We start from the raw sequence: 24834 nt of genomic DNA, 5'->3' as shown, positions 1-24834 counted from the left end.
TATGGAAACGAAAACAAAAACCGGCATCGGAAATCCCATCAGCAGGCTTGAAGGCAAGCTTAAAGTGATGGGCAAAGCCAAATATTCATCAGAATTTAGCTTTGAAAACCTGGCGTTTGCTCAGGGAATTCAAAGCACGATTGCTTCGGGAAGGATTACGGCGATTGATACTTCTGAAGCCGAAAAACAGGAAGGGGTGCTAAAAATCATCACCTATCAAAATGCACTAGAACTCAAAGGCTATAACGGCCGGTTTGAGTCGCCCAGCACCAAGGGTATTTCTCCAAGTTTACAAACTCCCGAAATTCATTTCTACGGGGAATACATAGGCGTTGTGGTTGCCGAAACTTTTGAGCAGGCACGCTATGCGGCAAACCTCATCAAAGTAACCTACGCCGAAGACCAGCACAAAACCAACTTTGAAGAGCATTTGGATTCGGTTTACAAACCCGATAAAGCAAACGGAAACCCTGCAGACACCAGCTGGGGCGATCTGGAGGCGGGACTCAACCAAGCTGCCGCGAAAATCGATGTTACCTACAACACCCCTATTGAACACCATCATCCTATGGAGCTGCACAACATTATTGCAGTTTGGGAAGGCGATAAAGTGACGGCCTATGCTTCAACCCAAATGGTTGAAAATGCCGTGACCACCATTGCCGAAACCTTCCAGATGCCTAAAGAAAATGTTCGGGTTATAACACCTTACGTGGGTGGCGGTTTTGGATCTAAACTGCAATTGCGCGAACACGCAACTCTGGGTATTATGGCTGCAAAAATGGTGGACCGCCCCGTACAACTTACGGTTACGCGCCACGAGATGTTTACGGCAATAGGTTTTAGACAGCACAACCGGCAGCGTATGCGCCTGGGAGCAGATCAAGACGGAAACCTTACGGCAGTGGGTCACGATACCACTTCGCACACCTCATTTACCGAAGAATTTCAGGAAACCTGTGGGTTGATGACACGTATGTTGTACAAAACGCCCAATTCGCTGGTGACGCACCGGCTAATGAAGTTAAACCTGCCTTCTCCCCGATGGATGCGTGCGCCGGGAGAAGCACCGGGAAGTTTTGCTCTCGAGTCTGCAATGGATGAACTGGCACACGAACTCAGAATGGACCCCGCTGAATTGCGCATTCAAAACGATACGCAGGTTGATCCCAGCAATGACAAACCCTTTTCCTCAAGACAATTGGTAGAATGCATACGCATTGGGGCCAAAAAATTTGATTGGAAAAACAAATGGAATCCAAAACCCGGACATACCCAAAAAGACAACTGGATGGTGGGTTACGGAATGAGCGCCTCCTCACGTGCCGCGCCCTATTTAAAAAGTTCGGCAGAAGTCACTTTAAAACGCGATGGAGATGCAGTAACAGCTGTATTGAAAACAGATGCGACCGACATTGGCACCGGAACCTATACCATTCTAGGACAAACCGTTGCAGAAACACTCAACCTCGACATCAAAGACGTGCAGGTAGAACTGGGAGATTCTAAATTCCCGGTGAGCCCCGGTTCGGGAGGTTCCTGGGGAGCGGCATCTTTCGCAAACGGTACCCGCGAAGCCTGCCTCAATGCAATTAACAACCTCAAAACGCTGGCCAGTACCGATGAAGATTTAACGGTTGCCGAACTGATGAAACAAGCCAAACTTAATGAGCTTACCGCAACAGGCACTGCCGCCCCTACCGAAGAATTTGACGATTACTCAGTGTATTCATTCGGAGCTAATTTTTGTGAAGTTTGGGTTGATAAAGATACGGGGATGGTGCGTCTGGAGCATTTTGTAAATGTGGCTTCGGCAGGTAAAATTCTCAATCCTAAAACCGCTTACGGGCAAATCATAGGCGGGATCACCTGGGGGGTAGGTCAGGCCCTTACCGAACATAGTGAGGTAGAACCCAATCACGGGAATTTCATCACCCGCTCGTTTGCAGATTACCATGTGCCGGTAAATCTGGATCTGGGCAAGATCGATGTGGTTTTTGTACCCGAAGAAGATTATATCGCAAACCCTATGGGCGTTAAAGGTATTGGCGAACTGGGTATAACCAGTATTGCCGCAGCCATTGGCAATGCGGTTTTTAATGCTACGGGCAGACGCGTGCGGGATTTGCCAATCACCCCGCAAAAAGTAATCACCACTCCGGTGACTGCTTAAACGACAATTTTCAACTAAAAAAAATCCTTTGAATGTGCTTCAAAGGATTTTTTTTTGGATTTTTTTTTAATCAGTGCAGGCCCAGCAGGCGTGCGATGATAACCAGTTGCCCCAGATGATAGGCATTGTGCTCAATAGCCAGCATCAATTCGCGTAAAATTTGTTGTTTTTCGCCGTGTTTGGCAATCCCGAGCAAATCGGTTTCCGGGTTTTCTATAAAGGCAACAAGAGCGTTTCGGTCTTTAAAAAAGTCCTGCTTTAAGGCCTGCCAATCTTCTTTGGTCTCAGCTGTTTTTTCAGAAGACCAGTAATCTTTAGGCCAGGAAGGCGTTTTGTAGCTTTCTGCAGTGCAAAAATCAAGCAGATCGCGCTGTGCATAAAACATATGATAAAACACCTCGTAAAACGAATACGGTAAACCCACGGGACGCTCGCCTATTCGCTTGTACCTCACCTTGTCAAGCAGATCTTCAACCGGCATAAACGCTTCGCCACCTTTGAGATGCCTGAGCAGCTGAGCCTTAATGAGTTCGGCCTGCATTAGACCCTTCCTTTTAAGGCATTAAACACCCATGCAATGGCAAAAAAGCCCAGGCCTACCGAGGCAAATCCCCAGCCGGCAATCTCATTGTATCTAAAGGCTCCCAGAGCTATAAGTCCCAGACCTACCACAATCATTATAAAAGTGGCCCATCCCAGTACGGTATTTTTATTCATCATTTTAAGTTCAATTTTGTGGGCGTATCACCCTGCGCGAAGCTCGGGTGACCGGGCTATACGCTGTATCTTTTTTAAAAGGCTCAATATACCAAACTTTATAGAAACGCAAACTGCCTTTTAAAAAAGGATGCCGCTGCTATCCCTTACGCACAGATCATCGCGGGTTTGACTTCTATTCTAGATATAATTATTTATTATCTAGTCATTTACAAGAGTAATTTAAGTAAAAGCCTCCTATCGTACACATACTGCGTCAATTTTAAAGACTTCTTAACCAAAATAGGACACGGGATAACGGCAACGTTTTCGTATTTTCGTTAACCTTTAATGCCGCGTTAGGGATCAAAGCAAGTTACCCGCCCTTAGGCGCGTAACGCTGCGAGCCCGACCCGCACCTCAAGTGCGGGTAACGCCCAAAACACAAGAATGGATATCAAATTCAACAAAAACGAGGACCACAATAAATTGCTGGTTTCTGACCTGAAAAGACGTTTTGCTCAGGTAAAGCCGGGTGGAGGCGAAAAACGCATCGCTAAACAACACGCAAGTGGCAAACTCACCGCCCGCGAACGCATTGATTTTTTACTGGATGATCCTGAAAAGGCCCTGGAGATTGGCGCTTTTGCCGGCGAAGGTATGTATGAAGAACACGGCGGTTGTCCCAGTGCCGGGGTGGTGGTCAAAATAGGTCATGTGAGTGGAAAGCAATGTATCGTGGTGGCTAATGACGCAACGGTAAAGGCCGGAGCCTGGTTTCCCATCACGGCGAAGAAAAACCTGCGCGCTCAGGAAATCAGTATTGAAAATCGTTTGCCCATTATTTATTTGGTAGACAGTGCGGGAGTCTATCTGCCAATGCAGGATGAGATTTTCCCCGATAAGGAGCATTTTGGGCGCATATTTAGAAACAATGCCGTGATGAGCAGTATGGGCATTACGCAGATTAGTGCAGTGATGGGCAGTTGTGTGGCCGGCGGGGCGTACCTGCCCATTATGAGCGACGAGGCGATGATTGTAGATAAGACCGGAAGCATCTTTCTTGCCGGGAGTTATCTGGTAAAAGCCGCGATAGGTGAAAGCATTGATAACGAGACTTTGGGCGGCGCAACCACACATTGCGAGATCAGCGGCGTGACCGATTATAAAGCTGAGGATGATAAAGACGCGCTTTCTAAAATCAAAAATATCATGTCAAAAATCGGGGATTTTGACAAGGCCGGTTTCAACCGCGTCAAAGCAGCCAAACCTAAAGAAGATCCTCAGGATATTTACGGCTTGCTTCCTGCAAAACGCAGCGACCAGTATGATATGACCGAAATCATCAAACGTCTGGTTGATAATTCGGAATATGAAGAATATAAAGCAGGCTATGGCCAGACCATCATTACCGCTTATGCCCGTATTGACGGCTGGGCAGTAGGTATTGTTGCCAACCAGCGCAAGATTGTGAAGACTAAACAGGGTGAGATGCAGTTTGGCGGAGTGATCTACAGCGACAGCGCCGACAAGGCTACCCGTTTTATTGCCAATTGCAATCAGAAGAAAATTCCGCTGGTGTTTTTACAGGATGTTACCGGCTTTATGGTAGGCAGTAAAAGCGAACACGGCGGTATTATCAAGGACGGAGCAAAAATGGTGAATGCGGTAAGCAATAGTGTTGTACCAAAATTTACCGTGATTATTGGTAATTCCTACGGTGCCGGTAATTATGCGATGTGTGGTAAAGCTTACGATCCGCGGCTTATCGTCGCCTGGCCCAGCGCCGAACTGGCGGTTATGAGCGGTAACAGTGCAGCAAAAGTGTTGCTGCAAATTGAGACGGCTTCGCTTAAAAAGCAGGGCAAAGCAATTACTCCGGAAGTGGAACAGGAGCTTTATGACAAAATCAAAGCCCGCTATGATGAGCAGGTTTCGCCTTACTACGCAGCTTCCCGCCTTTGGACCGATGCTATTATTGATCCGCTGGAAACCCGTAGCTGGATCTCCGGAGGTATTGAAGCCGCCAACCACGCCCCTATTGAAAAGAAGTTTAATTTAGGGGTTATACAGGTTTAGGTTATTGGGTTATTGGGTTATTGGGTTATTGGGTTATTGGGTTATTTAAAAAAAAATTACTTATCCCTCTAACGGCGTTGGCAATTAACCAATAACTTACCAAAAAAAATGAAGCAACCTGCGTTGTGAATTAAAACAACTACTATGGCTAACAAAAAATTGGGGATTACAGTGACAACGGCTGTCATCGTAGGATTAATTACTTTCTTCGGAATACGGTATTTTTTATTTAATGAAAATCTGGAAGAAGAGCTTCAGGAAGCCGCTACGCAAATCAATTTAAAAACCCCGATGCAGCTGGATGAAGAAACCACTCTGGATAGCGCCGCAGTTACGGGTAAGCGCAACTTTGACTACTACTACACGCTAATTTATAAGTCAACCGAAGTCAATAAAGACACAGCTGAAAAATACATAAAACCGATGCTCATTGAGCGGGTAAAGGAAAGTTCAGAGATGAATTCGCTTAAAAGTAAGGAAGTCATCTTCACTTATAACTATTACGGTTACGACGGCGAACCTGCTGTAAGCTTTGCAATAACCCCTGAGCTCTATACGAACTAAAGTTTTAAATGAGTAACCCGCAACCACAATCTACCGGTACCAAACGCTATAACCTGGAGTTCTTCTTTGAACTTTCTCCGGACTTTATGTGCATCGCGGGTTATGACGGTTATTTCAAGAAAATTAACGCTGCAGTTATAGATATTCTGGGCTATACAGAACAGGAACTGTTTGAAAAGCCTATCATCGACTTTATACATCCAGAAGACCGCGAGCTTACCAGAGCCAAACGCAATATGCTTTTTGAGTCCTCGATACTCACGCAGTTTGAAAACCGTTACCTACATAAAAATGGGAGTATCGTCTGGTTACAGTGGTCTTCTATAGCAATAAAGACCGAAGAGCTGGTTTATGCAATAGCCAAAAACATAACTGCTAAAAAAACCATAGAACTGCAACGGGACAGCCTGCTGCAAAATCTGAGTGAGGTAAACAGAGAATTAAAGGTATTCAACTACAATACTTCTCACGATTTACGCTCTCCCCTTAGCAACCTCATTGCTCTTCACCAATTAATTGACAGCAAGAAAATTGAAGATGCCGAACTTGCCGAATACATCGAACTGCTTAAAATGGCTACCGAAAATCTCAATCAAATCATCTGCACCACAATGGATGAATGGATTAGAAGAGATAAGGACAGCATAAAAATCAAAAAGATCTACTTTGATGAAGCTTTAAAGCAGACCTGTGCTTCAATTCAGCAACTGCTAAATCAGGATGATGTGACATTGCAAACGGATTTTGACGAAGCTCCATTTGTATTCTTCTCTCCCGAATATTTACACAGCATATTTCTTAACCTCATCACCAACTCGGTTAAATATGCTAAACCTAACCTGCCTGCGGTAATCACGATACGGTCTAAAATCGAAAAGGACAAAATTGTATTGATTTACGCTGACAACGGTAAGGGAATCGACCTCAAACAGGCTGAAGGACGTATTTTTAAACTGCATCAGCGTTTTCAGGAATCATCTTCAAACAGCAAGGGCATAGGTCTTTATCTTATACACAACCACATCAACAGCCTGGGAGGTACCATAAGTGTACAAAGCGAGCCTGATCAGGGAACTACCTTTATCATTGAGTTTAAGAACCCTAGTTAACTCAGTGCCAGTTTTCTAAAAGGCTCCCGGTAAACGCGGCTGCTTTAGACCCTCAACATCGCACTAAAACCGGTTAAAAAACAACAGCTCTAAAGCCTTTTTCTGTTCTATATTTGCAAATTCATTGAGCTTAATCGCGCTTCAATGTTAAATGCAAACACAATATTATGTTAAAGAAAAGTCTTGTTGCTCTTGCTGTTGGTGGTTTTGGTATAGGAATGACCGAATTTGTGATGATGGGCATTCTGCCCGATGTAGCTAAAGACCTCAACGTCACCATTCCGCAGGCTGGTCACTTTATCTCGGCTTACGCATTAGGCGTAGTCATTGGCGCGCCCATACTTGTGGGCATTGCCGGTAATTATTCGCCAAAAAAAATACTTTTAGCCCTTATGGCGGCCTTTACCGTTTTCAACGGACTCTCCGTTTTTGCGGGCAGCTATGGCTTTATGCTTTTTTCCCGTTTGCTTTCGGGCCTGCCACACGGAGCTTATTTTGGCGTGGGTGCTGTGGTAGCCAGCAGACTGGCCGAAAAAGGGAAAGCTGCGAGTGCCGTAGCCGTTATGTTTAGTGGTCTTACCGTAGCTAATGTTATCGGAATTCCCTTGGGCACCTACGTGGGGCATACCATCTCCTGGCGTTATACCTTTATGATTGTCGTGGCCATCGGCTTACTAACCCTGGTATCTATTTACTTCTGGCTTCCTAAAATTGAAAAAGCCACCCCAATACCCATCAAACACGCGCTTAAAATCTTTAAACGCACCGAATTGTGGCTCATTCTGGCCATTACCGGTATTGGTACCGGCGGTTTCTTCTGCTGGTACAGCTATATCACACCTTTGCTTACTGACGTAAGTGGTTTTGCAGACGGAATGGTGATTTTCATTTTGATGCTGGCCGGGCTTGGGATGACATTTGGAAATATTTTAGGCGGAGAATTGGCCGACCGCGTATCGCCCATTAAAGCCACGGCATTTTTGCTTACCGCAATGGCCATGTGCCTGCTCATCATTTTCTTTATCGCCCCCATTCAGTGGATGATGCTTACTATGGTTTTTGTAACCGGAGCTTTTGCTTTTGCAACTGCGCCCTCAATTCAAATGCTGATGATCAAATCGGCTAAAGAATCTGAAATGCTGGCTTCATCGGTAAACCAGGCGGCCTTTAATATCGCCAATGCCCTGGGTGCCTTTTTAGGTGGTTTGCCCATAGCAGCAGGTTACGGTTACACCTCTCCCGAGCTGGTAGGTGCAGGACTTGCAATTTGTGGTGTGGGCTTTAGCTTGAGTGTTATTCTACTTCGGAAAAAACGCAAAAAAGCAGGATATTATCGTTTACAGGAAGCTTAGTCGATAAGGATCAGATCTTCCTGTCTTTCGTTTACATAGCGGAAGCCTTCGGGTCCCCAAAAACCGGCTTCCTCGAGCATAATGCGGATGTCTTTATTCCACTCCGGGATCGCGACCGTAGTATTTAGCTCGATGGCGTAGGCGGTGTTTTCGTAAAGCAAATAATCGCCGCTTCCGGGAACACCTTCCTGAGCATCCCACATCCCGATGGTAGGCCCGGCTGAATGCCCGTAAAGTCCAAGCGGATGGGTGTAAATAGATGGCCTTAAACCTTCGGCTTTAGCTTCGGTTAGAGACTCCAGCAAAATTTCATTTCCCGATTTTCCGGTTTCAAAATTAGCGGTGAAAATATCCTGCACCCGGTTTCCTTTCGCAAAGGCGTCAACCAAAAATTGTGGAGCTTTGGTCTCCCCTTCCTTTAAAACATAGGCATGCTGCTGGCAATCTGTATTCAGTCTTAAGTAGGAAATACCAAAATCACAGTGCAGCAGATCGCCGGGCTGAATAACTTTACCATCTGGCGTATTGCTAAAGGCCGTGATATGACTCTCCAGCTCCTCATCGGTACGCTGAATATCTACCGTGGGATTAAACCAGGTGTCGTAACCCAGATCGGTCACGCGTTGTCTTAAAAACCAGACCACATCTTCGGTGGTGGTTTCGCCGGGAGTAATTACGCTATTGCTGAAGGCTTCTGCAATTACCTCGTGTGTGGTGGCCACCAGCTCTTCAAAGATTTCCATTTCAAGCTCCGTTCGGGTTTCGATCCAACCTACAGCCAGTGGCTCTGCAGAAACGATACGCTCCTTATATTTCGAAGGAAGGGAATTCATCAAACCTTCATAATCCGTTTTTGTGATTCCATCAGCTATTCCGTAATCTTCAGAGAAATTAATCCCGATACTTTGAGGATCTCGGGCTTCAATGAGTTCGGCCAGCGCCTGCCATTGGTCCGGTTGTTTTTCCTTATCCCAAACGGACTGAATGTTTTCGCCAATATTATAACGGGCGACGGCCATACGTTCTACCTCGTTTGTTTCGGGATTTCGGTTAAAAACTAAAATCGTTCTGCGTCTCGCATTAAGCCAGGTCGCCGGAAGCATGGTACGCACTACCGGGTCTTCGTTATATTCGCGTGTGATCAACACCCACATATCAATCCCGGCACGCTGCATAATCATTGGCATAAGGCTTTCAAAGCGCTGCTTTAAAATCGCATCTACTTTCTGAGCGCGTTGGCGTTCGGGCAATGCCTGTGCGTGTACAGAAGTTGAAAAACAAAGCAGTAAGGTTAGGAAAATTAAAAACGGACGCATAAACTAACTTTTAGGATTTTTAAATTTAAAAGATACCCACAACTAAAAAAAGGTGCCTGAAGCACCTTTTTTGTTAATTGTCACGTTCCTTTTTCCGTTTGCGTACTGCCGACTGTGAAAAATCCATCGTAATGAGTTTTTCGACTTCTTCTTCGGTAAGTATGGATCTCAAATTAGATTTAAAATCATTCTGCATACGCTCAAAATCTTTACGCATAGTTTCAGCATCCTTGCCTTTTTCTTTTTGAAGCGCCATTATTTTATTAAAATGCTCTTCAAGATAGGTGCGCAGTACTTCGGTCTCAAATGGATCGAGTTTAAACTCGGCCACATATTCAGGAATACGCTCATCGGCAATCTCAGCAGCTGTAGGCGGTTCTTCTTTAGGCCCCGAAGGTCCTGCCTGCCCCATCATACTGCTTCCCATTCGGTTACGATTGTAACCACCGCCATAACCGTATTGTGCCGACGCATCGTAGATACCCAGTACAATAAAGGTTATAACAATCACTGCTATTCTCATACTTCAAAATTTTCGGTTAACATATCTAAACTACCGCATTAAAATCCCGGCGATATTCGGGTAAAAATAACATTTTGAGGAAATTCTCAAAACGTTCCGGTCTCGATTATCGGCTAAAATTACTATTAATTAGCGGCTTTTACCAATCGTATAAATTCGGCACGAAAACCCTCTGCATCATTAGATCTTCCCTTTTCAGCCAGACTGAGTGTTACCGCCCGGTCTGCGTCATTTTTAAAGGGAGAATCGCGCAACTGCATCCCGAAGAGTGCCACGCCCGCCATAAAATTGAAATCTGCCGAAGCCTTTTCGATAGCTTTAAACGTATTGGCTACCGGTTGCTCAACCAGCATACTGCGATCTCCATCCGGTTTTTTATAGCGCACTTTTACCAGCATGAGTTCGTTAGCATCAGCTTCACCAGAAGGTATATTGGTACTGTATTTTAAATCATCAACCGGCTTTAAAAACGGGGTTTTTACTCCTACCGGAACCACTTCGTATAGCGCAGTCACGGTATGCCCGCTACCAATCTCGCCGGCATCCTTAGTATCATCCTGAAAATCTTCGGCATTCAGCATTCGGTTTTCATAACCTATGAGGCGATAGCCCTGTACCAAAGCAGGATTGAATTCCACCTGAATTTTGACATCCTTTGCGATGGTGTATAAAGTTCCGCCAAACTCTGTACCTAAAACTTTTCGGGCTTCCTGCATGGTGTCGATATAGGCATAGTTCCCGTTGCCTTTATCGGCCAGGGTTTCGAGCTTTGAATCTTTATAATTGCCCATTCCGAAGCCCAAAGCAGTAAAAAAGATACCCGATTTTCTTTTTTCGGTAATCAGGTCTTCCATCGCACTGTCGCTGCTAAGCCCCACGTTAAAATCCCCGTCTGTAGCGAGAATGATACGATTATTGCCGCCGTCTATGAATTGCTCTTCCGCCAGTTTGTAAGCCAGCTCAAGTCCTGCGCCACCGGCAGTACTGCCTCCTGCTTCCAGCTTATCAAGCGCGTTGAGGATTTCGCTTTTATTAGATCCGTTTGTAGGTTCTAAAACGGTTCCTGCCGCGCCAGCATAAACCACTATGGAGACTTTATCTTCTTCGCGCAATTGATTAACCAAAATCCTGAAAGCCGATTTCAGAAGCGGAAGCTTATTGGTAGCATTCATAGAACCCGAAACATCAAGCAGAAAAACCAGGTTGGAAGCCGGTAAGTTCTCCAGCGGAATCTCTTTCCCCTGAATACCTATTTTCACAAGGCGGGTGTCCTTATTCCACGGATTTTGAACCACTTCGGTATCTATACAAAAAGGTTCATCTCCATCAGGTTTTGGATAATTGTAGTTAAAATAATTGATCATCTCCTCAATACGCACCGCATCTGCCGGGATATCCTGACCGTTGTTGATCATACGGCGAATGTTGCTGTATGCCGCACGGTCTACATCAATAGAAAACGTAGAAAGCGGCTGGGCTTTTACATGATGAAATTCATTTTCTTCAAGCTTCGCATAGCTTTCTGAATTTTGCTGATGATAAGGTGAGTTGGTTATAGATAAACCGGAAGCTATCCCGCGAATCATTACCTCCTGTGTAGTCGGTGGCGGTGGCGTATTTAAAGCCATTTCAGCCACCGTAGTAACATTTTCATATACGACCTCTTCTAAAACAACCTGCGAGGGGTTTAAAACTACTTTTAAGGGTTTCGTATTCTTGATTTTTATTTTTTCGGTCTTATACCCCACAAAACTAAACTCAAGCACATCTCCCACATAGGTTTGTAATTCAAAATTGCCATCGTAATCTGTTACTGTTTTTTTCTTGGTTTTGGCACTTACAACATTGGTGCCAGGCAGTCCCCTGGTTCCATCGGTGACCCTGCCTTTAAGTGTAAAAAGTTCCTGTGCGTTTGTTGGCAATGCAAGTGCTGTGCAAAAGAGAACCCACAGCAAAAGTGTAGTTTTTTTCATCGGACTTGTTTTAAAGATTACCTGATACGGGTATCAAGTATCCTGCCAACAATTTGAAAGCGAAAAGTCTAGAATAAAAATACAAAGGAGAAATCACTATATCCTCGAACCTGCATCAAGGGCGGTAAGGATGTCGCTGCGCTTTATTTTTCCGTTAGGCGTGCGGGCAAATGTGGGTATGCAGTAGATTTCTTTGGGCACCTCATACTTATCTAAAACTTCAAAATTGAGACGCGACGCATCAAAACTGTCGCACTCCATAACCAGTACCAGACGCTCGCCCAATTTCTCATCGGGCTCCCCACCTACAATAAACGGAACATCGATCTGATGGGCCAGTTTCTTCTCGATACTTTCGGGAAATAATTTGATTCCTCCACTGTTTACGACATTATCCAGGCGGCCTAACCAGTGAAATTTTTTGTAGCTAATGAGTTTTACAAGATCGTTAGTTACGATAGGGTCTGAAGTCACTTTTGGTGCTTTCACAACCAGACAACCCCGCTCATCCTGACTCACCGTAACCTTACTCAGGGTTTTAAACGGCTGCTCAGACTCCTGACTCTTTTTTGAATTGACCCGGCGCACTGCAATATGTGTGATGGTCTCGGTCATACCGTAAGTTTCATAAATCTTGGTAGGACTATCCTGCACCAAATCTTTTAAGCTTTGTGAAAAGGCTCCGCCGCCTATAATGAGTTTACCCAGTAGATGCAAACGGGCAATACTGTTATCGAGTTGAAAAGGAGTCATCGCCGAAAAGTCATAGCGTTTAAAAACCTGATCAAGCGGATTGGATTTGGGTGGCACAACATCAAGCTTCCAGCCCAAAATAGCTGCGCGTACAAACATCATTTTTCCGGCAATAAAACGGGTGGGCAGGCAATGCAATGCGGTCGTTCCGGGACCCAGTTTGAAGCGCCTGGCGGTTGCTTTCGCGCTGTTTATCATATGCTTTTTAAGCAATTTGATGCTTTTGGGATCACCGGTAGAACCCGATGTATTGACGTAAACGTAGTCTTTGTCGTTTAGCCAGTCTAGAATAAAGGTGCCTAATTGCTGCTCGTAAAGTTCTCCTGTTTCCTGAAATTCAATAGCCAGTTCTCGCAATGCGGGAGCTTTGAGTGAAATGCCATTGAGTTGAAAGTCTGGGTGTACAGGATACTTTGACATCACATAAAATTTAGGTTAATCTGCCACCAGGTGGTCTTCAAGCGAAGGCTCCTGTGGCGGTTCTAAAGGTCCAAATAATTTTTCCTTCCAGCCCGTCCATTTATACTTATAAGCTAAAATCCCTAAAAAGATAGGATAAATTATAAAAACCGGAAGTATATCTGTAAAATCTGCACGCGGATCTGAGATATCCTTAAAAATTGAATCGGTTTGAAACGCGGTCCAGTCGGCAGTAATAAGCAAAGCAGCAATCAAATTATTACCGGAATGAAAGCCTAAGGCCAGCTCAGTCCCTTCATCCATAAGGGTCATAATACCCAGTAAAAAGCCGGTGCCTATATAAATAACCATAACAATATCGCCCATCGCGTCTATCTCCGGGTTGAAGTAATGCATACCGCCAAAAATCACTGAAGTCATTACCAATGGAAACCAGCGGTTTTTAGCCAAAATTCCAAAACCCTGCATCAAATAACCTCTAAAAACAAATTCTTCAACACTGGTTTGTATGGGAACAAAAAGGACTGCAATTACAACAAGAATAGCGAAAGGAACAGGATCAAAAGTCAGCGCAATATCTTCCGGAGCAAAATAATAAGTAAGCAGGGTAGTCACTACTGTGAATATAGTGACCAAACCAAAAGCAAACCATGCGCGCCCCCAGTCAAACTTTGACCGGGTCGTAACCATATCTTTAAACTTTTGCTGATGCAGGAACTTTACTACAAATAAAATCCCCCCAAGGGCGAAAACAAAAGAAATCAGAATTAAAAAGAACGTCAGGTTTTTGCTGAGCGTGCTAAAAATATCTGATTCATCCATCCCCTGCATTAATTCAGGCCCTTTCTTGATAAAAATTGCAACTAATAAGGGGATCTGCCCAATACCTGATGCTATAAATATTATTAACGAACCTATTAAATAACGCCAGAATCCGTTTTGCGCTCTATACGCCTGTGCTATAAACATAAATTAAAATTGAAAGCTCCAGTTTTGTTGGGCATCGTACCACAACTCCCCGTGCCTGATATCAAGTGGGGAAGATACATTATTTGTGTATAATGCGCCAGTACCCAGACCCTGCGGGATAGTGGTCTTTTTTTCATAGGTATATTGAGCAATGGCATTAAGGCCTATGTTGCTTTCCAGGGCTGAAGTAATCCACCAGTCAATCCCCTGTTCTTCGGCCAGTTGAATCCAGGTATCGCTGCCGCGAAAACCGCCCACCAGACTGGGTTTTAAGATGATGTACTGGGGTTTTATGTTCTGAAGCAATTCCTTCTGCCGGGCATAGCCGAAAACACCGATTAACTCTTCATCAAGTGCGATAGGAAGCGGAGTCTCCTCACATAATTGAGCCATCGCCTGCTCCTGCCCCTGCTTTATGGGTTGCTCAATAGAATGCAGGTCAAGCTCAGCGAGACGTGTTAGTTTTTCAAGGGCTTCTTCAGGCTTGAAAGCCCCGTTAGCATCTACCCGAAGCGTTATTTCTTCAGCGGAGTAGCGTTTGCGGATGCTTTCCAGAAGTTTGATTTCGGTATCAAAATCAATAGCACCTATTTTCATTTTGATGCAATCAAAACCGGCTTCCAGCTTTTCGGCAATCTGCTCCTGCATGAACGAAGCTTCACCCATCCAGATCAGTCCGTTAATCGCGATCCCCTTTTCGCCCTGCGTAAATGCCGAAGGAAATAATTCAAACGGATTTTCAGCCTTTAAAGACCTAAAAGCCATTTCAATCCCAAACTGAATACTGGGAAAACTTTCCAGGCTGTCATACAGCTTTTGCTCACCCAGATGAATGTGTTCACAAGCCCATTTCAACGTTTCCTCATAATCGGGCCGGTCGTCTATGCTGAGTCCGCGAAGGATTCCGCATTCGCCGTAGCCTACACTCCCGGCTTCTTCGATTTTTATAAACCAGGTTTCCTTGGTATTGAGAACGCCCCGCGAAGTACCGCTGGGGCGTTTAAATTCTAATACATGTTTTTTATATGTCGCCTGCACCGATTTGTGGTTTAAAGAGTCATCGAATTGCCAATTTCTAACAGCGTCAAATCTTTCTCAACTGCTTTAAAAGCTTTTTTAGCTTCCTCGTGATCGATCTCAATATAGCCAAAGGTATCGTAATGGCATCCCAGGATTTTATCGCACTCGATAAAGTCGCTGGCTCTTACCGCATCTGCAATTCCCATCGTGAAATTATCGCCTATGGGCAGAATCGCAAGATCGAGATCAAACTCCATCGGGATCAATTTCATATCCATGGTAAGCGCTGTATCTCCCGCCATATAAATGGTTTTACCGGCTATTGAAAAAACAAAACCGCCGGGTTGGCCGCCATAACTTCCGTCAGGAAATGAACTGGTATGAATGGCGTTTACGTATTTTACTTTCCCAAATGGAAATGCCCAGCTACCGCCGTGATTCATTGGGTGTACTTCAATGCCTTTTTCCTCGTAATGATTGGCAATCTCAAAATTACTTACGATGGTAGCACCGCTTTGTTTTGCAATGGCTTCGGCATCGAGGGTATGATCCTGGTGCGCGTGGGTTAAGAAAATATAATCGGGATTTAAAGTCTTGATATCCACTTTATCCTTGGCCAGATCGTTTCCGGTGATAAAGGGGTCTGTTAGAATTTTTACTTCGTCGGTTTCAATGGCAAAGCAGTTTTGCCCGTAAAATGTGATTTTCATCTGTTTTAGTTTATTGTTATTATATCGTCAGATGTAATTCGCCAATTAAGATCCCTTCAAAACATCGGGATTTATAAATAGCTCATTTCATAGTTCTTTTTTTTAATCTTTTAAATTTCGCCAAGCGAAAGCAGATCAAAAAATCCTGTACGATAAGTTTTCGTTAAAATGCTAAACCAAAAACCCCAAAGCGAATAAAATCGAAAAGAAAAAGGTAGAAAGTGCGACTTTCTTGAGTTCGGGATCCAATAGCGCCGGACTCACATTGCGCATCACATAAACTACGTGCTTAACCAGAATAGCAAACACGAGCAGGGCAACTGAAGACCATTTCCAGGTATTGGTAAGGTAAAAGAATACAAAAGCCGAAAGAAAGGCAATGCCAATAAGCGCATAATGGTAAAATTTGACCTTTTTTTCGCCCATAAGGACCGCCAGCGTATTTTTATTGACGCGTGCATCGCTTTGTCGGTCTCTCATATTGTTCAGGTTGAGCACCGCAACACTGAGCAGACCAATGGTAATTGCCGGTAAAAGAACCACAAGATTCCACTCCTGAGTAAACATATAATAGGTGCCTTTTACGGCCACGAGCCCAAAAAACACAAACACAAAAAAATCACCCAAACCGCGATAACCGTATGCCCCGCGACCAACCGTATATTTTACCGCAGCGATAATCGCCGAAAGTCCCAGAATAAAAAACACCAGCGATTTTAAGAATTCGTCGGAACCAAAAGCGGTATAGATAAGCGCCAGGCTCAAAAACGAAGTAACCAAAGCCGTAAAAATAATCCCTTTCTTGAGTTGGGCAGCAGTGAGGAGTCCGCTTTGCATCGCCCGTGCAGGTCCTATACGCTCGTGATTATCAGTCCCCTTCACACCATCGCCATAATCGTTAGCAAAATTAGACAGGATCTGAAAACCCAGAGTAGCCATTAAAGCCAAAACACAAATATCCCAACGAAACGCCCCTGCATTATAGGCCAAAGCGCTACCCACAATAATTCCGGAGATCGACAAAGGCAGCGTACGCAAACGGGCGGCAGAGACCCAGGCTTTAACTCGTGTCATAAATCTAATTTGATTGCAAAAGTAAACTTTCTGTGCGCTATTTAAAATCTGAAAAATAAATGGTCTTGTAGATAAGCCACGAAGCTTGTATAGGAAGCAAAGCCTTCATTTCGAAGAAAACCCCTGGCATTGTTTTCTTTGGCGGAGCCAACCAAACTGCCTTTGCCTAAAAAGCATTTCGAAAGCGTTGTAGCCCGTAAATAAATGCTTATTTTTCGGTTACTCTTTACCAGAACTATGCGAAAACTTTCTATTTATTTTCTTTGCGGCTTTTGGCTCTGCATCAGCTGCAAAAATGAAACCGCTCCGGCAGAGCCCGAAGCGCATTCAGAAACTGCCGATACCTTTGTTTGGGAAGCTGCCAACCTGTACTTTTTGCTAACTGACCGTTTTCATAACGGCAATCCTGCAAATGATTTAAACTTTAGCCGGGACGCTGAAACCGGAGTTTTACGAGGCTTCGAAGGTGGGGACCTCGCCGGTATTACCCAAAAAATCGAAGAAGGCTATTTCACCGATTTAGGAATCAACGCGATCTGGTTTACGCCCGTTGTAGAGCAGATACACGGCGCTGTTGATGAAGGAACCGGCAACACCTATGCCTATCACGGGTATTGGGCTAAAGACTGGACGGCACTCGACCCTAATTTTGGCACCTATGAAGAACTTAAAACCCTGATCAAAACCGCTCACGCTAAGGGCATTCGCATCGTGATGGATGTGGTGTTGAATCATACGGGGCCGGTGACCGAAGATGATCCGTTTTGGGGCGAAAGCTGGGCCATTCAACAACCCCAGTGTACTTATCAGGGTTATGAAACTACAGTTCCCTGCACGCTGGTGGCCAACCTGCCCGACATCAAAACCGCAAGTACCGAAGAAGTAGAATTACCCGATTTTTTAGTCGAAAAATGGAAAAAAGAAGGCCGTTACGATACCGAAATTCAGGAACTGGAAAACTATTTTACCACAAACAACCTTCCCCGCACGCCGCGAAACTACCTCATCAAATGGCTTACCGATTATGTACGCGAACTGGGTATTGACGCCTTTCGGGTGGATACGGTAAAACACGTGGACGAGAGCTCCTGGGCTGACCTGAGAACTCAGGCAGATTTGGCCTTTGCAGACTGGAAACAGAACAACCCCAACGAGATTTTGGATGACAACGCCTTTTTTATGCTTGGCGAGGTTTACGGCTACGGAATTGGCGGCGGTCGCGATTATAACTTTGGCGACAAGACGGTTGACTATTTTGCAAATGGGTTTGATAACCTTATCAATTTTCAATTTAAGTATGATGCTAAAGGTGATTATGAAACCATGTTTAAAGCCTATGATTCCATTCTGCATAACAGCTTAGAAGGTAAAAGCATTTTAAATTATTCCACCTCACACGATGATGGTGATCCTTTTGATAAAGATCGAAGCAAAGCTTACGAAACCGGCACCAAACTTCTGTTAACTCCGGGGCTTGCTCAGGTGTATTACGGGGACGAAATAGCACGGCCTTTGATTATTGAAGGAGCTCAGGGAGATGCCAACCTCCGCGGAAACATGCCCTGGTCGCTTTTAGATTCGACCGAAACGAAGCAGGTCCTGACCCACTGGCAAAAGCTGGGGTGCTTCCGCAGGGATCATCCTGCTGTGGGCGCGGGTCGTCATGAGATGCTTCAGCAGGACCCGTATGTATTTTCCAGAAGTTTTAAAAAAGACGAACTTGAAGATATGGTGATCATTGGTCTTGATTTGCCTAAAGGCGAAAAAAGCATTCCTGTCGCTAAGCTTTTCGCCGAAGGCTCAACCTTAAAAGACACCTATTCCAATACCGAAGTAAACGTTCAAAACGGGATGGTAAAACTCAATACTCCCGAAACGATTGTTTTACTTGAAAAAACAAAATGATGAAGACAATTACACTGCTTTGCCTCCTGCTGCTATCCCTTTACAGTTGTGCAGAGAAAAAAGAAAAAACACCTATGCAAACCAATCAGGAAGACAAACTGGACAAAAAATGGTGGAAAGAAGCCATCGTTTACCAGATTTATCCCCGCAGTTTTCAGGATACCGATGGTGACGGCGTGGGTGACCTCAAAGGAATTATCGAGCGTCTGGACTATGTAAAAAGCCTGGGCGTTACGGCTGTGTGGCTCAATCCCATCTACAGTTCGCCCAACGACGACAACGGGTATGATGTAAGCGATTACCGGGACATCATGAGCGATTTTGGAACGATGGAAGATTTTGACACTATGCTTGCCGAAATGCACGCCCGCGACATCAAACTGGTGATGGATATTGTGGTTAATCACAGCAGTGACGAGCACCCTTGGTTTAAAGAAAGTCGCAGTTCACGAGACAATCCCTATCGCGATTACTACCATTGGTGGCCTGCCGAAAAAGGAGAGCCGCCCTACCGCTACAGTCTTTTTGACGCCGAAGGAAACGCCTGGAAATACGACGAGCAGACTGATGCGTATTACCTGCACTACTTCTCTCAAAAACAGCCCGATCTCAACTGGGAAAACCCAAAAGTGCGTCAGGAAGTCTATGATATTATGAAGTTTTGGGCAGATAAAGGGGTTGATGGTTTTAGATTGGATGCGTTTCAGTTTGCGGCCAAAGACACCACATTTCCTGAGTTTCCAGATGGTTTTGAGAAAAACTTTATTCAGTATTACGCGATGCAGGACGGTTTGCACGATTACTTGAAGGAAATGAATGCGGAAGTCTTCAGCAAATACGATGTTATGAGTGTTGCTGAAGGTGCCGGTCGAACGCTGGAGGAAGCCCACGAACTCGTAGATGCAGACCGAAACGAGATCAATATGGCGTATGCTTTTGACGGGGTAGATATTCCGAAAGTGGATGGATACGAACTGGCAACCTTCAAAGAAACCTTTACCAAATGGGACAATGCCTTCGCGGAAAAGGGTTGGATTTCGATTTTTCTTTCCAATCACGATCAGGCGCGTATGGTAAGTCGCTATGCGAGTGATAGCATCCCGTTTCGTGCAGCTTCGGCTAAAATGCTGAACACCTTTATCCTGAGTATGCGTGGTACGCCCTATTGCTATTTTGGAGACGAATTGGGCATGACCAATAACCCGAAGTTGCAGGAGATTGAAGATTTTAAAGATATCGCGGCGATAAACGGATATAAAAAAGCGCAAAAGCAAGGCGAAGATATGGATGCCTATATGCGTAACCTGCGCTTTGGCTCGAGAGACCATGGTCGCACGCCTATGCAGTGGGACGATTCTCAAAACGCCGGCTTCACCACGGGGACGCCCTGGCTTCCTGTAAATCCGAATTATGCCACTGTAAATGTTCAGGTGGAAGAAGAAGAACCGCAAAGTGTGCTCAATCATTTCAAAAAAATGACCGCATTACGTACAAACAATGAAGTTTTGATTTACGGTGAGTACGAACTCATACAAAAAGAACACAAACAGGTTTATGCCTACACCCGAAGCCTGGACAATCAAAATATGATGGTGCTGCTTAATTTTAGCAACACCGAGGCAGCCGTGGGCATTAATGATTTGCATACCTATGGCGATCCTCTGATCAACAATTACGACTCCTTTGAAAAGACCGGAACCAGCGCCGTATTAAAACCTTTTCAGGCAGTGATTTTGGCAAAGAATTAAGGCTGAATTAACTACTATTTATGACCCGCTAAAGAAGAATCTGTACGTGCCCGTTGTACCTTGTTAAACTAACCGGAAACAACGACTTATGGATTCTTCTTATTTTTTAAGAAATGACGATCTCATTCTGGAATCGGTGCTGGGTACCGTGCTCATTTTTATACTTATTGTAGTGCTTACCCGTATTTTTGGACTGAAGAGTTTCAGCAAAATGACGGGCTTTGACTTTGTCGTTACCGTTGCCATAGGTAGTATTCTGGGGATGAGTATCAACTCAAGCAAACCTTCCATTTTACTGGGAGCGGTTATTCTTATTGCGCTCTTTAGCCTGAATTATCTGGTAACCCTGTTGCGTTTCAAATCTGAAAAAGTAGAAGATCTTATTGACAACGATCCCCTGCTCATTATGGAAAATGGCGAAGTTCTCTGGGATAATATAAAAGCCAGTAAAGTCACCGAAGCAGAACTTCAGTCTAAATTGCGGGAAGCAAATGTCATCAGACTTTCTGAAGTAAAAGCTGTAATTCTCGAAACCACCGGCGAAATCAGCGTGATGCACACCACAGACGAGACGCTGCAACTGGAAGATTACATTATGGGAGATGTAAAACGAAAACACGCCTAAAATCACGATTATGAAATTTCTTGTTATCCTTATACTATGTGCTACTATGAACACGGTTATTTTCAACTTTTCAAACGAAAGCGATATTTCAAACTGGCGTGTCGTAAATGATACGGTTATGGGCGGAGTGTCGAATGCTGACTTTAAGCTCAACGATGCCGGAAACGGTGAATTTACGGGTCATGTTTCTCTTGAAAATAACGGCGGATTCTCTTCGGTACAATATGCCTTCAGCGCACTAAGCGTTTCACCTGAAGATGAAATTGTGTTACGCATTAAAGGTGACGGCAAGACCTATCAGTTTCGGGTTAAAGACCGCACTGCAACCCGTCATTCCTATATTTCAGAATTTACCACTACAGGAGCATGGCAAACCCTGCGTATCCCTTTAAAGAATATGTATCCGCAATTTCGTGGGCAACGCCTGCGAAGACCCAATTTTGATAAAGATCAGATTGAGCAGATCACCTTTTTAATCGGCAACGGCAAGGAGCAGGATTTTAAGCTACTTATTGAAAGCATTGCTATTGCAGACTAACTTCTAAAGAAAACTTTAACGCGGTCTCTTACCATAGGTCAACTTCGTTTTCAAGAGCACAGGGTACCTTTGTTTTAAATTAATAACGCAACAGGCAAATATCATTTGCTTTTAAAATACACTATTATGAAAAAAGTACTTTTCGTTTTAACAAGTCACGATCAACTAGGAGACACCGGTAAAAAAACCGGTTTTTGGATTGAAGAGTTTGCCGCTCCCTATTATTTTCTACACGACAAGGATGTAGAGATCACCCTGGCCTCTCCAAAAGGTGGTCAACCACCAATTGACCCATCAAGTGAAACAGAAGATGCACAAACCGAAGCAACCAAACGTTTTCATAAAGACGAGGCGCTTCAACAAAAACTGGCTTCCACATTAAAACTAGCCAGCGTAGATCAGGAAGGTTTTGATGCCATTTTTTATCCGGGAGGTCATGGTCCGCTTTGGGATCTTGCAGAAGATAAAGATTCTATCGCCTTAATCGAATCTTTTTACAACCACAACAAGCCCGTGAGCGCAGTATGTCACGCTCCTGCTGTGTTTAAGCACGTAAAAGACAAGGACGGAAACTATCTGGTAAAAGGGAAAAATGTTACCGGTTTTACCAATAGTGAAGAGGAAGCAGTACAATTAACTGATATTGTGCCTTTCCTGGTTGAAGATATGCTGAAAGAACGCGGCGGACTGTACGCCAAAGGTGACGATTGGTCTGTTTTCACTCAGGAAGATGGCCTTTTGATAACCGGACAGAACCCGGCTTCTTCAGAAAAAGTAGCTGAGATTTTATTAGCTAAAATTTCCTAGTAACGGAAAGGTTCAACGTATACAGAGGCTGTCTAAAAAGCAAGGACGAGTCATATTGAGCTTGTCGAAATATTTTCAACCTACTGATTATCAAGATTGGTTTCGACAGGCTCAACCTGACAACTCAAGCTAATAAGACTTTTTAGACAGCCTCTTTTTTTATTTTGAATTTAGAGCAGCATCACTTGCTTTTTCGCCTGCTCAAAATCGATGATTAATTTTTCAATTACCTCAGCCATCGGTTTAATTTCGTGAATGCATGCGCTTACCTGGCCTATTTCGAGAGCTCCTTAAAACTTACGCTTTTTTACCCCTATTTTATAAAGCAGATTTGCTCCGGACCTACTTCAATCTTAAGAAGGCTCCTAATAAACATACTAGCTTTCAGTCCTTTCCAATTTTAAATCTTTCCATAAAGGCAGGATAGAACAGGTTACTCCTTTTAGACCCCTTGCTTATTTTTAAATGTTTTTAACATTAGCGATATCGATTTCGCTATCAAAGGATTAATAGATGAAAAAATTTACGCTGATCTCATTCAAAATTTGCACGATACTTTTTGGTTTTCTGTTTTTAGCGGCTTGCGATTCAGACGATACTTTAACAGTGATGCCACAGGACGACAGTGTGGCTCAATTGAAAACGTTCTCGATTAAGCCCGGTGAAAACAGGGTTAAAATCGAGGGTACGGTTCCTGCCGAAGCAGATATCGAAGAAGTTGTGGTTTACTGGAATGACAGAGCTAATTCGCTGCGAATTCCAATTTCTCCGAGCAATGAGGAACAACAATTTTCGGAATACATTCCTAATCTTGAGGAACGGGTTTATACTTTCGAAATGCAAACATCAGATGGCTCCGGTTCTGGCTCTGCCATTGTAACCGGCGCTTCAGAAGTGTATGGTGCCTCGTATCGTAACACACTTTTAAACAGACCAGTTAGCAACTCCACTTTAGCTCAGAGTAAACTGGACATTCAGTTTGACGGAATGGATTTTAGCACCGGACCCATAGGTATTGAGCTTAGTTATGAGAATACTTCAGGAGAACTTCAAAACGTATTCTTTCCCATAAGCCAGGACCGTGTTATTCTTAACGACTATAAACGCAATACCAATTACAAATACCGAACGGTTTTTGTACCATCGCCTTTGGCAGTAGATACTTTTTACATTGATTACAATAGTGTTACCCCTCAGGTCGAATTCCCCGAACTAAAAAACAATGCTGTTCCTTTTAGCGCAACTTCCGTAAGTGGACGCTGGGGTGTTCTTGCTGACTGGACCACCACTGCACCTGTTTTAATACACCCAGGAGGACATGGAGGCTGGGACCAATGGAATGGTAATATCTTTAATATGGAGTCCGGCTGGGGAGCTTCAGCAATCAACAATGGTAAAATTTATCAAAGCGTAGAAGCCCCGGCAGGAAATTATGCTCTTGAAATATCGGTGCGTGACAGTAACCATAGCGAGACCGATGAAGGAGGATCTTATTTTGTAGTTTCCAAAGGTTTTGAACTACCGGACGTTAGCGATGTAACAACTGATTCTGAAGTTCTCGTTTTTGAACGCATTCATACCACAACATACGTAGCAAATATGCCTGAAATATACCGTCTGGAGTTTTCTTTAGACGAAATCACTGATATCACCATTGGACAAATCACTTCACAGTGGGGACAAACACCCGGGCGCTTTTGCAATATATTATCCTTTGAACTGATTCCCGCAGACTAGCATTTGCATTAGTTGTTTTATTGCTTCCGGACATTTCAGAATCTCGATTAGAGACGCGAAGTGTCCGGATTTTTTAGTTCAATACCTGTAAGAGCTCCATTATGGGAAATATTTAACTCGTGCTGTTAAAGAACTATTTATTCATACACAGAAAATTGATAATCAAAAAATTACAATTGAAAACCCCCGAAAACAGCCGCTGCTTGCTTAACAGAACTTAACAGCTTCCGGTTTTTTTTAGTAATTCTTAAAAATTCCTCTTGACCAAATAGCGCTACTTTAGTCTCAACTTTTAAAATTCAAAAAGATGAGAAAACTAATTTTATATACCGGAATAAGCCTTTCACTTGCATTTTTTATTGCCTGTGACCAAAACGAATCTAAAAACGATTTGGCAGAAAATAAATCTGAAATCCCGGTTGAAAAACCCGAGCCTCCTGCAGAAGAAGTTATTCCGGAAGGTTACGAGGTTTATAAAAGTCCAAAAATGAATGAGCAGTGGAATCTGAGTTTCCTGCACCCCGAGCGAGCTTCAGTTGAAGCAGCGGGCAACGGACTAACCATTAAATATTCGGGTGAAGACAATTCCTTCTATGGCGGACTTACCGACGGTTTTATGGATCAATCCTAATTGTTGTGTTTAAGCAAAAATTGTAGTTAATCTGTATAGAAAGAATTCTATGTTTTTTACTCCTCTAAATTGGCTTCTAAATGCTTTGATCTTTGCATTGAAGGACTCAGCT

22 protein-coding genes are annotated in these 24834 nt (G+C 44.0%); 12 read left to right on the top strand and 10 right to left on the bottom strand.

Going from position 1 to position 24834, the window contains the following annotated elements:
- Nucleotide 1: 1 nt before the first annotated feature.
- Nucleotides 2-2173, top strand: coding sequence for a xanthine dehydrogenase family protein molybdopterin-binding subunit (locus tag LLW17_RS14770; protein WP_228231064.1), 2172 nt, complete (start codon nucleotides 2-4; stop codon nucleotides 2171-2173).
- 70 nt (nucleotides 2174-2243) lie between these two features.
- Here the strand turns inward: LLW17_RS14770 and LLW17_RS14765 are convergent, their stop codons facing one another.
- Nucleotides 2244-2714: a DinB family protein gene (locus tag LLW17_RS14765; protein ID WP_228231063.1), complete on the bottom strand. Its 471-nt coding sequence runs from the start codon at nucleotides 2712-2714 to the stop codon at nucleotides 2244-2246.
- Nucleotides 2714-2890, bottom strand: a complete 177-nt coding sequence (locus LLW17_RS14760) for a CAL67264 family membrane protein (protein WP_228231104.1) — start codon at nucleotides 2888-2890, stop codon at nucleotides 2714-2716. Before LLW17_RS14760 ends, LLW17_RS14765 begins: the two co-directional genes overlap by 1 nt.
- A gap of 429 nt (nucleotides 2891-3319) precedes the next feature.
- On the opposite strand from LLW17_RS14760, the gene LLW17_RS14755 reads away from it, so the two are divergent.
- From LLW17_RS14755 to LLW17_RS14740, 4 genes are all read left to right on the top strand, one after another.
- Nucleotides 3320-4948 carry an acyl-CoA carboxylase subunit beta gene (locus LLW17_RS14755; RefSeq protein WP_228231062.1) on the top strand — a complete coding sequence of 543 codons (1629 nt, stop codon included), beginning with the start codon at nucleotides 3320-3322 and terminating at the stop codon, nucleotides 4946-4948.
- A gap of 144 nt (nucleotides 4949-5092) precedes the next feature.
- A complete protein-coding gene (locus tag LLW17_RS14750; protein ID WP_228231061.1) occupies nucleotides 5093-5512 on the top strand; it encodes a DUF8479 domain-containing protein in 420 nt (139 codons plus the stop codon).
- A gap of 8 nt (nucleotides 5513-5520) precedes the next feature.
- The gene (locus LLW17_RS14745; RefSeq protein WP_228231060.1) at nucleotides 5521-6621 is read left to right on the top strand and encodes a sensor histidine kinase; all 1101 of its coding nucleotides are present in this window, start codon (nucleotides 5521-5523) and stop codon (nucleotides 6619-6621) included.
- A gap of 167 nt (nucleotides 6622-6788) precedes the next feature.
- Nucleotides 6789-7973 carry an MFS transporter gene (locus LLW17_RS14740; RefSeq protein ID WP_228231059.1) on the top strand — a complete coding sequence of 395 codons (1185 nt, stop codon included), beginning with the start codon at nucleotides 6789-6791 and terminating at the stop codon, nucleotides 7971-7973.
- Here the strand turns inward: LLW17_RS14740 and LLW17_RS14735 are convergent.
- From LLW17_RS14735 to menA, 8 genes are all read right to left on the bottom strand, one after another.
- Nucleotides 7970-9289, bottom strand: a complete 1320-nt coding sequence (locus LLW17_RS14735; RefSeq protein ID WP_228231058.1) for a M24 family metallopeptidase — start codon at nucleotides 9287-9289, stop codon at nucleotides 7970-7972. The two genes, LLW17_RS14740 and LLW17_RS14735, sit on opposite strands and share 4 nt — an antisense overlap.
- A gap of 73 nt (nucleotides 9290-9362) precedes the next feature.
- Entirely contained in the window at nucleotides 9363-9812 is a 450-nt protein-coding gene (locus tag LLW17_RS14730; protein WP_228231057.1) for a hypothetical protein, read from the bottom strand.
- A 125-nt stretch (nucleotides 9813-9937) separates the two neighbouring features.
- Nucleotides 9938-11785 carry a vWA domain-containing protein gene (locus LLW17_RS14725; RefSeq protein WP_228231056.1) on the bottom strand — a complete coding sequence of 616 codons (1848 nt, stop codon included), beginning with the start codon at nucleotides 11783-11785 and terminating at the stop codon, nucleotides 9938-9940.
- Between the two features lie 96 nt (nucleotides 11786-11881).
- Nucleotides 11882-12958 carry an AMP-binding protein gene (locus LLW17_RS14720; RefSeq protein ID WP_228231055.1) on the bottom strand — a complete coding sequence of 359 codons (1077 nt, stop codon included), beginning with the start codon at nucleotides 12956-12958 and terminating at the stop codon, nucleotides 11882-11884.
- 15 nt (nucleotides 12959-12973) lie between these two features.
- The gene (locus LLW17_RS14715; protein ID WP_228231054.1) at nucleotides 12974-13927 is read right to left on the bottom strand and encodes a CPBP family intramembrane glutamic endopeptidase; all 954 of its coding nucleotides are present in this window, start codon (nucleotides 13925-13927) and stop codon (nucleotides 12974-12976) included.
- 3 nt (nucleotides 13928-13930) lie between these two features.
- Nucleotides 13931-14965 (bottom strand): o-succinylbenzoate synthase, encoded by a 1035-nt coding sequence (locus tag LLW17_RS14710; protein ID WP_228231053.1) that lies wholly within the window; start codon nucleotides 14963-14965, stop codon nucleotides 13931-13933.
- 11 nt (nucleotides 14966-14976) lie between these two features.
- Nucleotides 14977-15657: a metal-dependent hydrolase gene (locus LLW17_RS14705; RefSeq protein ID WP_228231052.1), complete on the bottom strand. Its 681-nt coding sequence runs from the start codon at nucleotides 15655-15657 to the stop codon at nucleotides 14977-14979.
- Nucleotides 15658-15828: 171 nt separating this feature from the next.
- Nucleotides 15829-16731 carry a 1,4-dihydroxy-2-naphthoate octaprenyltransferase gene (menA, locus tag LLW17_RS14700; RefSeq protein ID WP_228231051.1) on the bottom strand — a complete coding sequence of 301 codons (903 nt, stop codon included), beginning with the start codon at nucleotides 16729-16731 and terminating at the stop codon, nucleotides 15829-15831.
- Between the two features lie 237 nt (nucleotides 16732-16968).
- Between menA and LLW17_RS14695 the strand changes: the two genes are divergently transcribed.
- The 7 genes from LLW17_RS14695 (at nucleotide 16969) to LLW17_RS14665 (ending at nucleotide 24722) form a co-directional block, all read left to right on the top strand.
- Nucleotides 16969-18636, top strand: coding sequence for an alpha-amylase family glycosyl hydrolase (locus LLW17_RS14695; protein ID WP_228231050.1), 1668 nt, complete (start codon nucleotides 16969-16971; stop codon nucleotides 18634-18636).
- Nucleotides 18636-20384 (top strand): glycoside hydrolase family 13 protein, encoded by a 1749-nt coding sequence (locus LLW17_RS14690; RefSeq protein ID WP_434084790.1) that lies wholly within the window; start codon nucleotides 18636-18638, stop codon nucleotides 20382-20384. Before LLW17_RS14695 ends, LLW17_RS14690 begins: the two co-directional genes overlap by 1 nt.
- Before the next feature lie 88 nt (nucleotides 20385-20472).
- A complete protein-coding gene (locus LLW17_RS14685; protein ID WP_228231048.1) occupies nucleotides 20473-21009 on the top strand; it encodes a DUF421 domain-containing protein in 537 nt (178 codons plus the stop codon).
- Between the two features lie 10 nt (nucleotides 21010-21019).
- A complete protein-coding gene (locus tag LLW17_RS14680) occupies nucleotides 21020-21547 on the top strand; it encodes a CIA30 family protein (protein ID WP_228231047.1) in 528 nt (175 codons plus the stop codon).
- 126 nt (nucleotides 21548-21673) lie between these two features.
- Entirely contained in the window at nucleotides 21674-22354 is a 681-nt protein-coding gene (locus LLW17_RS14675; RefSeq protein ID WP_228231046.1) for a type 1 glutamine amidotransferase domain-containing protein, read from the top strand.
- A 513-nt stretch (nucleotides 22355-22867) separates the two neighbouring features.
- Complete coding sequence (locus LLW17_RS14670) at nucleotides 22868-24091, top strand: DUF4998 domain-containing protein (protein ID WP_228231045.1); 1224 nt, start codon at nucleotides 22868-22870, stop codon at nucleotides 24089-24091.
- Between the two features lie 307 nt (nucleotides 24092-24398).
- Nucleotides 24399-24722 carry a hypothetical protein gene (locus LLW17_RS14665; protein WP_228231044.1) on the top strand — a complete coding sequence of 108 codons (324 nt, stop codon included), beginning with the start codon at nucleotides 24399-24401 and terminating at the stop codon, nucleotides 24720-24722.
- The last annotated feature ends 112 nt before the right edge of the window (nucleotides 24723-24834 follow it).

The sequence above is a fragment of the Leeuwenhoekiella parthenopeia genome, from assembly GCF_020782115.1.
Taxonomy (GTDB): Bacteria; Bacteroidota; Bacteroidia; order Flavobacteriales; family Flavobacteriaceae; genus Leeuwenhoekiella; species Leeuwenhoekiella parthenopeia.
The sequence above is the reverse complement of the archived record's forward strand: the minus strand, read 5'-3'. Positions and strand labels throughout refer to the sequence as shown.